General features: G+C 39.6%; 11 protein-coding genes. 6 read left to right on the top strand and 5 right to left on the bottom strand.

The features are described 5' to 3' along the window. Positions 1–2 precede the first annotated feature (2 nt). Positions 3–1,355, bottom strand: a complete 1,353-nt coding sequence (locus ABD930_RS11975; protein ID WP_345231962.1) for a DUF4270 family protein — start codon at positions 1,353–1,355, stop codon at positions 3–5. 193 nt (positions 1,356–1,548) lie between these two features. On the opposite strand from ABD930_RS11975, the gene ABD930_RS11970 reads away from it, so the two are divergent. Both ABD930_RS11970 and ABD930_RS11965 read left to right on the top strand, forming a co-directional pair. Further along, the gene (locus tag ABD930_RS11970) at positions 1,549–3,051 is read left to right on the top strand and encodes a sensor histidine kinase (protein ID WP_345231961.1); all 1,503 of its coding nucleotides are present in this window, start codon (positions 1,549–1,551) and stop codon (positions 3,049–3,051) included. Further along, on the top strand, positions 3,048–3,719 hold the full coding sequence (locus ABD930_RS11965; RefSeq protein WP_345231960.1) for a response regulator transcription factor: 672 nt from the start codon (positions 3,048–3,050) through the stop codon (positions 3,717–3,719). Before ABD930_RS11970 ends, ABD930_RS11965 begins: the two co-directional genes overlap by 4 nt. Positions 3,720–3,721: 2 nt before the next feature. Here the strand turns inward: ABD930_RS11965 and ABD930_RS11960 are convergent, their stop codons facing one another. Both ABD930_RS11960 and ABD930_RS11955 read right to left on the bottom strand, forming a co-directional pair. Beyond that, entirely contained in the window at positions 3,722–4,450 is a 729-nt protein-coding gene (locus ABD930_RS11960) for a LytR/AlgR family response regulator transcription factor (protein ID WP_345231959.1), read from the bottom strand. Further along, a complete protein-coding gene (locus ABD930_RS11955; protein ID WP_345231958.1) occupies positions 4,447–5,502 on the bottom strand; it encodes a sensor histidine kinase in 1,056 nt (351 codons plus the stop codon). The genes ABD930_RS11960 and ABD930_RS11955 overlap by 4 nt, the downstream gene beginning before the upstream one ends. 465 nt (positions 5,503–5,967) lie before the next feature. Between ABD930_RS11955 and ABD930_RS11950 the strand changes: the two genes are divergently transcribed. From ABD930_RS11950 to ABD930_RS11935, 4 genes are read left to right on the top strand one after another with little or no spacing between them, the layout of a single operon-like run. Beyond that, entirely contained in the window at positions 5,968–7,326 is a 1,359-nt protein-coding gene (locus ABD930_RS11950; protein WP_345231957.1) for a TolC family protein, read from the top strand. 41 nt (positions 7,327–7,367) lie between these two features. Beyond that, positions 7,368–8,546, top strand: coding sequence for an efflux RND transporter periplasmic adaptor subunit (locus tag ABD930_RS11945; protein ID WP_345231956.1), 1,179 nt, complete (start codon positions 7,368–7,370; stop codon positions 8,544–8,546). 1 nt (position 8,547) lies between these two features. Continuing rightward, positions 8,548–9,294: an ABC transporter ATP-binding protein gene (locus ABD930_RS11940; protein ID WP_345231955.1), complete on the top strand. Its 747-nt coding sequence runs from the start codon at positions 8,548–8,550 to the stop codon at positions 9,292–9,294. 11 nt (positions 9,295–9,305) lie between these two features. Next, complete coding sequence (locus tag ABD930_RS11935) at positions 9,306–10,532, top strand: ABC transporter permease (RefSeq protein ID WP_345231954.1); 1,227 nt, start codon at positions 9,306–9,308, stop codon at positions 10,530–10,532. A 70-nt stretch (positions 10,533–10,602) separates the two neighbouring features. Here ABD930_RS11935 and ABD930_RS11930 read toward each other — a convergent pair whose 3' ends face one another. Together ABD930_RS11930 and ABD930_RS11925 are read right to left on the bottom strand one after the other, a co-directional pair. After that, positions 10,603–10,782, bottom strand: a complete 180-nt coding sequence (locus ABD930_RS11930; RefSeq protein ID WP_345231953.1) for a histone H1 — start codon at positions 10,780–10,782, stop codon at positions 10,603–10,605. Between the two features lie 267 nt (positions 10,783–11,049). Beyond that, a complete protein-coding gene (locus ABD930_RS11925; protein ID WP_345231952.1) occupies positions 11,050–11,799 on the bottom strand; it encodes a DeoR/GlpR family DNA-binding transcription regulator in 750 nt (249 codons plus the stop codon). Between the last annotated feature and the right edge of the window lie 7 nt (positions 11,800–11,806).

Raw genomic sequence — 11,806 nt, 5'->3', positions numbered from 1 at the left:
TATTAGTATTTAGTATATAATATGCGAAGTTTAATGGCTGGGCTGCCTTCCCCTTTTCCAAGGAGTAAGCGATCTACTTTTGTCAATAAGTCAGCTGTGGGGATCGTCAAATACAAAGAGCTTTTTTTATCTTCATTGGCGCCCAGATAGTTGCTTACGTATTCTGTTAAATTAAACGTATAGGTACCGCTGGCCGTCCCTCCACTGAGATCTTTTACTAAAGAAGCTGTTTGCGTTGTCGTTTCATAGCTTGAGGTTAGCAAAGACTTGGGAACACCATATTGATCGGCTAACATGATATTTAGTGATGCTGGAGGGGTATACGGTATATAAGAACTAGAAGGCGTTTCAATAATAAGTTCAGCTCTGTTGATAATGACGTCATTTCTGTTCACAAACTCATGGAGGTATGGAAAGTGTATCTTGGCAACCAAACCAGTAAGTCCTTGTAAAACGGCTTGCTGATTCGTTTCGGAAGCTAATAATTCACCTTTAACACCTTCAGGTAATGCTTTTAATAAACTTTGGCTACGATCGATATCGAGCTTGTTAAACTGATACGTATTATCGTCCACCTTTAGTTGTAGCTTTGCACCAATTCTCTTTCCGTCACTGGTACGGGTATAAGAATAATAGAGATTCATTAAGATGGAATCCGTTGGAAAAGCCGTTATTGCGGATGCTTTTCCGGAAGGAACTAATACAAAGCCTTTCAGGTATTCCAAAAATTCTTCCGAATTAGTAACCTGGCTACTTTTATCCTTTATTTTTGTCCATAAATCTTCACCAAAAGAGGGATTCAACCGAACAAAAACGGTATCGGACTTGCTGTTGGGTTTTGGATGGAAATCTACAGTACCCAAAGGTTGCTGTTCATAGCTGAAGCTGCTGTTGGTAAATAAGGTAGACCCACTGGCAAATACGGGTTTCTCGTCATCTTCCCAAGCATTCGATTCATCAACTAATTTTATTTCTTCCGTTACGCTATGGACGGTAAACGTTTGTGCTATGGTGGTATCGCCATAATAATATCCTTGATAAGGTAGTGCTAATGATAAGGAATCGAAAACGGCATCGTCAGGCAAACTTGCACTGCTAACGGCAGAATTGCCTATCCTAAAATAACTGGAAACAGCTATATTTCCTGATACGGCATCTTCCATTCTTCCAACGAGGAGTACCCCTTGACCACTGGAGGGCAAAGGATCAAGTTGGTAGGTTGCCAGCTTGACTGTTGTGCTATCTGAAATCTCCGCTCCAATAACATCATTCGTGTTACTTAAGCTGATCGTTCCATCTTTTGTGCAGGCGAAAAGCGAAATGATGAGCACGACTAGGCTAAACTTTGACAACAAAAAAACTGCCTTATTTATTGTAGGTGTTACGCATGTCATAAAAATGAATTGACTGTAAAAAATAGTTTTTATCTAACTGAAGGCAAAGGTGTATAGGAATAGTGTTAATTATTGTTACATATTGTTAAAAATAGTTAAGCATGATCTTTTGCGTTGATGTGAGTCTTAATTTTGTCGCTATAAATTAAACTGCATGTCTAAACAACACCGCTATCTGTTGATGCTGATTACCCTAGCAAGCCTGGTAACGATCGTCTTTCAGTGTTTCTGGTTGATGGGAAACTATCAACATGAAAAAGAAAACTTCATCGCTTACGCGGAAAGGTTACTTTTTGAGAGTATGCAGGAGGAAAGAGAAGCACAATTTCGTAACGTATATCCGGATCTGTACAGTGATTTGGTTAAGAAAGGTAACTTTCAAGATGCTATTCAAGTATTTTACCGCGGTCCTAATGGATTAGGACAAGAAAAAGCTGCACCTAACGATTCATCGCACGTTCAATTGTTTCCAGCGGCATTTATGCATCTTGATTTCCAGATGCTTCAAAAAAGATACCGGGAAAAATTAGGACCAGATTTACAGGATGTATTTTTCTTAGATACACTACATATTAGTCGCGAAAGATTTGCAAAAACCGTTTCGAATCCTACAAAAACCGATAAAACGAAAGCAGTTAAACCATTCCGTTTGAGGTTATTGGGGCGACCCATTTTTAATGGGCCAACGCACGAAGAATTTGAAGATGGAGCATTACCGCCGCCTTTAAGGATGCGGCATTTTGACGCTGCATTAGGAAAAACGAATCAAGCAATAATTGCTAAATTTCCCATACAGGCAACCACAATGATGTTGGATCCTGCCAAAGATTTGTTTTTATCCCTATATCTTAAAGCGCCTAGCTGGTGGATTTTTAGACACCTGGCAGGCGCCCTGCTTTCCTCGTTGCTGCTTACCGGTTTAACCATTGGGTGTCTGGTGTATTTACTCTATACTATTTTTAAACAAAAGAAGTTGGCCGACATTAAGAATGATTTTGTGAACAACATGACCCATGAGCTCAAAACACCATTAGCAACAGTCCTGGCCGCAACGGAAACCCTTCAACAATTTAAGCTGGACGATAAGCAGCAAAAAGCTAGTTTGTATCTGCAGATGACCCACAGAGCAGCAACCCATCTTACAAACCTCATTGATCAGATTTTACATCTTGCGGTAGGCGAAAAGAAGGGCATGTACTTGCAAATAGAATCGGTAGACACCGACAAATTATTGCAGCAGCTTATTGATACCCATCAGCTCATTCATCAGCAACAGATTAGTTTATCGATAGTAAACGATATTCCGCCCATACCGCTCGATAAAATGCATATCGGTAATGCCATCAATAACCTGTTAGATAACGCCGTTAAATATGCCGTAGATGCAGTGCATATTCAATTAGTGAGCAAAATTGTCAACCAGCATTGGGTGCTTAGTATATCCGATAATGGCATTGGTATTGCTTCTGCCGATATTTCTCATATTTTTCAACCATTCTATCGGGTACCTACCGGTAATATTCATCGGGTGAAGGGCTTTGGTTTAGGTTTATATTACGTCAAGCAAGTCATTACACAGCATAAAGGCCTGATCGAGGTTAGCAGTACACCCGGGAAAGGCACTACATTTACTATTTATTTACCCTTAAGCATATGATACCATTATTATTAATTGAAGATGAGACTGATTTAGGACTGATCATTGCCGATAATTTGCAGTCGGCCGAGTATAGTGTCAGCCATTGCGCAGACGGCGAACAAGGCTTATTCCTGTTTCACCAATTAAAGCCTGCTGTGGTTATCCTAGATGTTATGCTCCCAGGCATGGATGGATTTGCAATTGCCAAAAAGATACGGGAAGTGGATACCGAAACACCTATCTTATTCTTAACAGCCCGAACGCAAACGGTTGATGTCGTTAACGCTTTTGAACTCGGAGCCAATGACTATCTTCGGAAACCTTTTAGTTTGGAAGAACTAAAAGTACGCATTAATGCCTTAGCACAGCGCAACCAGTGGCAATACCAAAAACGCTTCTTACAAATTGGTGATTATGTGATGGACGGGATGCGTCAGCAGTTGCAGTATAAGGAAGAAATCCTAAACCTATCGTTTAGAGAGTGTGAATTGATCAAAATGTTATATGAAAGCAAAAACAAAGTTGTTCATCGACAAGATATCATTCAAGCTGTGTGGCCAAATGATCGCTTTTTTACCGGCAGAAGCCTGGATGTATTCATCAGTCGAATCAGAACCTATCTGCAACACGACAAGCGCATTTCCATTGTTAATATAAGGGCTGTTGGTTATAAAATGATTATCTAGTATCAACCCCACTTTTGTATCAATTGTTTAAAGGTATCCTTATACAAATCGCCAACCGGAATTTCCAACTTGCCAATATGAATACTATTTCTGCCAATAGCATCTATTTGATTAACCGCTACAATAAAAGACCGATGGATCCGAATAAATTCATTTTCCGGTAATTTTTCTTCAATGCCTTTCAATGTGCTCAGTGATACAATAGGGTCTGCCTTGTCTTTTAAATGAATTTTTACGTAATCTTTTATTGATTCGACATACAGAATGTGTTCCAGCTCTATCCGGATCAGCTTATAGTCTGCTTTCACAAATAAAAACCGTTCATTTTTTGCCTGATCTTGTGTAGTAAGGCGACTGTTTAATGTTTCAAAATACAGTTTGCCTTTATTCGCCGCTTCTAAAAATTCAGCATAGTCGAATGGCTTTAATAGATAAAACAAGGCATCTACTTTATATCCCTCAACGGCAAATTGGTTAAACGCTGTAGTAAAAATGATTTTGCTGTTAGACTTCGATTGGTTAATGATTTTAGAAAACTCCATTCCTGTTAATTCCGGCATATGGATATCGAGAAATATCAATTGGATATCCAATTGGTCTATTCCTTCAAGAGCTTCTATGGCACTGGCATATTGTCCAACTAACTTCAAAAAGGGTGTCTTTTCAATAAAACTGACGATTAGCCCTAAGGCCAATGGTTCGTCATCTATCGCTATGCAATTTAAAATCATGACAGGGTAAGCATTAATTTAACCTGATAAATGGAGTGATCCGTTGACTTTTCAATAGTAAGTTTGTGTTTATTGGGATACAACAAATTCAATCGCCGTTTTGTGTTTTGCAAACCAATACCGCTCCCTTCCTCCATAGCAGGTGTACTTCCTTCATGTAAGGTATTGCTGACCTCTAAATATAAGGTATTCTGTTCCAATCGTACGTCAATGATAATGGAAGAAGGTTTTGTTGCGCGTATGCCATGTTTAAACGCATTTTCTACAAAGGGTAGTAATAGCATGGGAGCGATGGTATAGTCGCGCGTAAGCGTAAGCTCCCGATAGATAACCTCATTATTAGGATGTAAACGCAATTGCATGAGCTCGATGTGGTCTTTCATGAATTTAAGCTCTTGTACCAAGCTTGTTTGATGCTGTTGGGTTTCATATAAAAGATAACGCATCATTCGAGATAGTTTATGCAATGCCTGTCGTGATAGTTCCACGTCATTATAAGAAAGCGCGTAAATGGTGTTTAACGTGTTAAAGAAAAAATGTGGATTGATCTGGGCCTTTAAAAAAGACAACTCCGAAGCTATTTGCTGCCGTTGCAAGGCTTCCTTGAGCTGTACATCTCGCTGCCATTGCCTTACAGCCGCGATGCTCGTACTAATTCCGAGTACAAGTAAGGTCATCATGAGCATAAAACCATCAATGATATCGGGATGTCTTGGCGGTCTTTGGCGGACAGTGGCCATTATTTCATGAAAATTTAACCATTGATCAATACCAAAAACGATGTATTGCTCAAAAGCTATTGCCACCAATAACCAAAGTATAAAAAGCGCACTCCGTTGACTAAAGAGTAACTTAGGGGTGAAAAATAAGTAGTTAGCATAAAAAATAATCCCTAACGAAAGAATGACATACGACTGTTTTGCCCAAAAGACAGGTGGCAATTTAATTCCCCAGGTTAAAGGTGGATAAAAGAGTAAAAGAAATCCCAATAATCCCCACAATAATAAATGGGTGAATATGATCCAAATCGTTTTTCTATTTAATCTATACATATAATGACTGTATTACTCTTTTCGAAAATGAAAACAAATACTTTAAACCAGACATGCCAACCTATGAGTAACCTTTCCATTTGATTGCTACCACTAACTCTCCGTTCAGCTAAAATATCGCCTAGGAAATTTGCGGTTTGCAGGTTGATGCACAACCATTGTAGCAAAGTTCCAAGCGATGAGTCTTTGGTTACTTTCTTCGGAAGAAAGTAACACAAACATTTACAATGTTACGGTATCGGATGTATTATATAAAGATTAGCCGATAAAAAGCACACATTTGCCGGAGAAAAGTTAAAAAAACACGTCGGATTCGAGAAAAATCAAAACGCAAAATCAAAAAATAGTTTATCCCAAAAAAATAACTTTCTATCGTTATTCATCTACTATCGGTCGAGAACCCTTTTTTTGAAGCTGAAAAGGTTGTCTTTTTGTCGCAATTAGTTCATAAAAAGGTACGAAAAAATGCATTTCAAAATCCTCATATGTATGGTGCTCTATAGCCTTGTCGGAAATTTCCAACAAGTTCATGCCCAAGACACCTTAACGCAATCCAAAAGTTGGTCACTAAAAGAATGCCTTAACTATGCACAAGAAAATAACATCGCCTTAAACAATTTAAAATTGGCGCAATCTAGTGCTGAACAGGATCTAATTAGTGCAAAAGCAGCAGTATTGCCCGATTTAAATGGTTCTATAAGTCAAAATGCCACTCATTATGGTTCTTCAACAAGCGAGAGAAGTAAGAAAATTAATACTTCTGGTAGCATTGGTGTTAATTCAGCTCTCACCCTATTTAATGGGGGAACGCTAAAGGCAACCATCCATCAGCAACAATTAGGAGTAACGGCTGCCGGACTGGATGTTGACGAAGCGTATAACAATTTATATTTGCAGATTATAGAGGCATACACGAACATTTTACTGGATAAGGAAACGGTAAACTATGCTGTTGACTTGGTCGAAACGTCACAAGCCCAGACCAACCAAATGCGTCAACAGTATGAGGCTGGTGCGGTTGCGAAGAAGGACTTAATCCAATTAGAAGCACAGCTCGCCTCTGACCAATATACCCTTACCAATGCCAAAAATGCTGAACGACAAGATAAAATTGTTCTTAAACAATTGCTGCAACTGCCTATTACGGAAGATTTTGATATTGAAAAGCCAGATGCCGCTGTCTTACAACTAACGGCCATTCCGACATTAAACCAAGTAGTAGAAGAAGCTTTAGCCAATCGTCCAGAAGTTAAAAACAGCCTACTCACTGTAGAAAGTGCTAAACTTGACTTAAAGAAAGCCAAGGCTGGATACCTACCGGAGATCTCGTTAAATGGAGGTATTGGCACCAGTTATGGTAACAATACGGATATGGGGACCTTCAATCAATTTCATAATAACTTTTATCAGCAAATTGGTATTACAGCCAGTATTCCCATTTTTACGCGAAAAATAAATCAAACGAATGTGGCGAAATCCAATATTGCCATTAAACAAGCAGAGTTGAACCTGTTAAATACGAAAACCGTTCTTTCACAAGAAGTAGAGCAGTCTTATATCCAAACGCAGAATGCGTATAGTCAATACGATGCTTCCACCAAGCAATTGGACTATAACAAAGAAGCTTATCGCATTGCCGGTGAAGAATTACGTGTAGGATCCGCTAATACGGTGGAATACGTGCAACAGAAAAACTTATACGTCCAAGCTATACAGGCTTACACACAAGCAAAGTACAACGCATTATTATCCTTAAACGTTTTTAAATTTTATAAAGGCGACTTTATAGAAAATTTCCATACTGGCTCTGTACAGGGGGAATAGCAGGTATCTACTAGAGCATATTAAAAATAAAGTATAAACGCATGAAAGGCAAAAAAATTAGCATTATAGGAATATCCGTTATCGTACTAGCGGTTGTATGTTATTTCTTTTTTGGTAATCGTAAAGAAGAAAAAATAGTACTCCAAACGGCACCCGTAGAAAAGGGGCATATCGCCGAGATCATAACATCTACGGGTACGATACAACCAGTCGATACGGTTGCAGTAGGTACACAGGTTTCTGGTATTATTAAAAGTATATATACCGATTACAATGCACAGGTAAAAGAAGGACAACTACTTGCCGAATTGGATCCGACCCTAATGCAAGCTACTGTCGATCAAATTAAAGGGCAGCTTGCACAAGCACAAAGCAATTTAAATTATCAAAAAATAAACTACAACAGACAAAAGACCTTGTTTGAGGTAGGGGCTATTAGTCAAGCAGCTTATGACTTAGCGACCAACACCTATGAAACAGCACAGGCTAGCGTAAACAGCATTAAGGCCCAATTGACATCGGCTCAACAAAACTTATCGTTTACCAGGATCTATTCTCCGATAAACGGGGTTGTGTTGAACAGAAATGTCAGCGTCGGACAGACCGTTGCCGCAAGTTTTAATACACCTACCTTATTTAGCTTAGCAAAAGATATTACGAAGATGCAAGTGCAGGCAAAAGTGGATGAGGCCGATATTGGCGATGTCAAGGCTGGAGATCGGGTAAGCTTTACCGTGGATGCCTACATTGACCAAACTTTTGAAGGTAAAGTTTCTGAAATCCGCTTGCAACCCACAACATCGAGTAATGTGGTGACCTACACAACGATCATTGAAACCAGCAATGCCGACATGAAATTAAAACCAGGGATGACCGCTACGGTAACCATCTATACCAAGGAAGCCAACAATGCTTTAACGATACCCGTAAATGCACTAAAATTCAATCCCGATCCTCGTGAAATTGGACCGGAATATCAAATTGTTGGTAATCGATCTGCAGATACCACGGCAAAGGCAGCACAGGTTTGGCTTTTAAAGGGTCGAAAAATTCAACAACAATCCGTACATACCGGAATTAACGATAATACAAAGGTACAGGTTACCGACGGACTAACCGAACGCGATACGGTCGTTATTGGTATTACTACGACTGCGGCTGCTGCAGCCAATCAAGACAATACCAATCCTTTTTTACCAATGCCTCGAAGAAGAAAATAAAATGAGTGAAATATTGAACATACAGCACTTGACGCGTGAATTTACGGTAGGTTCTCAGCTGGTCAGAGCACTAAAAGGCGTGAGTTTTAGTGTAAACGCTGGCGAATTTCTAACCATTATGGGAAGTAGCGGTTCTGGAAAATCTACGATGCTTAATATTTTGGGATGCTTAGATCGTGCAACATCAGGCGACTATCTATTGGATGGGGTAGATGTGAAAACACTGGATCGTGATGCATTGGCCCAATTACGAAATAAAAAAATTGGTTTTGTATTTCAGGCGTATAACCTGCTACCGCGGACTTCCGCCTTGGAAAACGTAGAGTTGCCTTTGCTGTATCAATCAGGCGTACCAAATAAAGAGCGGCAGGAGAGGGCTATGCATGCCCTGGAATTGGTAAAACTTCAGGACCGGTTTGATCATACGCCAAGCCAGCTTTCTGGCGGACAACAGCAGCGTGTAGCCATTGCCAGAGCGTTAGTGAACGAACCTGTGATGATTTTAGCAGATGAAGCAACAGGTAATTTAGATACCCGCACCTCCTATGAAATTATGACGCTGATGCAAGAATTGAACCAAGAGCAACATAAAACCATTGTTTTTGTAACCCATGAGCCAGACATTGCCGCTTTTAGCAGTCGGACGCTCATGTTGCGGGACGGAAAGGTACAACGGGATACACCGAATGACAACATTCGTTCGGCCAAGGAGGCGTTAGCCGCTCTACCCAAAAGTGATGATTATTGATTTATAGTCTTATGAGTATTTTCAATCTTTTACGCATCGCCCTAAGGGCGATTAAGCGAAATAAGTTAAGGGCTTTTTTAACCATGTTGGGTATTATTATTGGTGTTGCTGCTGTCATTACCATGATGTCTATCGGTCAAGGGTCTAAACAGAGTATCCAAAATACATTCTCGAGTATGGGGGCTAATATGATTACGGTGATGCCTTATAACAATATGCCTATGCCTGGTGGGGTTAGAATGGGGGCTGCAAGTGTACAATCGCTTACCTTAAATGATGTACAGAAAATCCAGCGGGAAGTAACCGAAATTAATGCCATATCACCTGGCGTTTCCAGTAGTGGTCAAGCCATTCGGGGAGCGAACAACTGGCCAACAAACTTACAAGGTGTTTCTGCTGATTATTTGCACATCCGTAAATTGGAAATTCAAGAAGGAACCAATTTTACCGATGAACAAATTAAATCATCCGCGAAAGTATGCTTAGTAGGTAAAACAGTTGTCGATAACTTGTTCAAAAACGGTGAAAATCCCATCGGACAGATCATTCGTTTCGGGAAGATACCCTTTCAAATCATTGGTATATTAGCGCCTAAAGGACAAAATACCTTTGGACAAGATCAAGATGACATCATCATTGCACCCTACACGACGGTAATGAAACGGATATTGGCATCTATTTACCTACAGAATATCTATGCTTCTACGGCTACAGAAACACTCTCTGAAATTGCAAGCGACCACATTATTGAGGTATTGCGTACCAATCATCGATTACGGGATGGGGTAGAAAATGACTTTGATGTGCGTACTCAAGCAGAACTTATACAAACGTTGAGCTCAACCAGTGGCATGATGACGTCGCTTTTAACCGCTGTAGCGGGCATTTCACTGGTTATTGGAGGAATTGGAATTATGAATATTATGTATGTTTCGGTTACTGAGCGTACCCGGGAAATAGGTCTCCGTTTATCTATAGGGGCTAGAGGAAAAGATATCCTTTGGCAGTTTCTCACGGAGGCGGTCATGATCAGCATTACCGGAGGGGTATTTGGTGTTATTATTGGAATAGCGGCTTCTCTTATTGTATCTAATGTGGTTCACTGGCCGATTATTATTTCTCAATCTTCTATTGTGATCTCCTTTATTGTCTGTGTAATTACAGGAATATTCTTTGGTTATTATCCAGCAGTAAAAGCTGCTGCCTTAGATCCAATTGAAGCATTACGTTATGAATAAGAGGTAAAAATAAAGCCTGATATTCATCAGGCTTTATTTTTTCATAGGTAGTTTTGGGGTATGCAACGATTTATTTACCTGAATTTTTAACGGAGGTAACATCGTTACGAATCTCTTGGGCAAGATTTTTTAACTCTTGCATTGCTTTACGTACACGGGTACCTGCAGCTGCATTTCCTTTGTTAAAGAATTTGTCGGCATCAGCCTCTACAGAACTAACCAGTTCTTTTAACTTTCCAAATTTGCTCATTGTAATTAAATTTTTAATTTAAGTGATCATTTAAATACCAGAAATTTTCTGGCATTTTACAATGGAAATCAAACCACATTTTTCGTACCAAAAGCCTTTAAAATACGCGAAAAACCGCTAAATTGTGGAAAACAAGGTGTTGTCTGAATAAAAAATCTATTATTAACCCGTTTTACAGATAAAAAAACCGTGAAAATAGCTTAACTATTTTTGCCAATAAAAATGCACAACGGAAACATATTGTAGACTTTTAAAGACGATGATAGCTTATTGAATAGCAACACCGCGCTCTTGAAACGCCTGGTATAATTCAGCATCTACTTCAGCATCCGTCAGAATCACATCAATCGCATCGACAGGGCAGACGTAAAAGGATTCTGCCGTTTCAAGCTTGTTTATGGTTGATAATGCAATTATATTTTTAGAATTCATTACAATACTCCTTTTAATTAATGCATCGTCATAGTCGACTGTCGTTATTCCCGCCGCTAAATCTATGCTACAAATCCCCAGAAAAGACACATCTGCCCGGACATTTCGTATTGCTTCAATAGTTTCTATACCTACGGTGGTGAACGATTTTTTATTTAAACGTCCTCCGAAAAATAACACTTCAGCTAAGGGATGATCTTCCAGAATAGTTGCAATTGGAAAACTATTGGTAACGGCCACGATCTGTTTATCAGGAGGTAAAGCTGCCGCGACAGCTAAACTGGAAGTACCTCCATCAAAGAAAACAACTTGACCATTTTCTATGAAATGTAAAGCCTTTTGTGCAATGATTTCTTTTTGCGCAACTTGTAAATGCTCCCGATCCCGGAAATGTGGAGGTACAGGCGAGTGCGCAATTGCACCTCCACGCACCGCTTTAATAATGCCCAAATCGGCAAGCTCTTTAATATCCCTTCTAACGGTATCCTCAGATACATTTAAAAGCCTACTCAGTTCGGCCAATTGCGCTGTTTGCTTGTCTTTAACATGGGCTGTTAAGCGTTGTTGTCTTTCTGCTTTAATCATCTGCTTG

Source organism: Olivibacter ginsenosidimutans (genome assembly GCF_039542865.1).
Classification (GTDB): domain Bacteria; phylum Bacteroidota; class Bacteroidia; order Sphingobacteriales; family Sphingobacteriaceae; genus Olivibacter; species Olivibacter ginsenosidimutans.
This window is presented reverse-complemented; position numbering and strand designations above follow the sequence as displayed.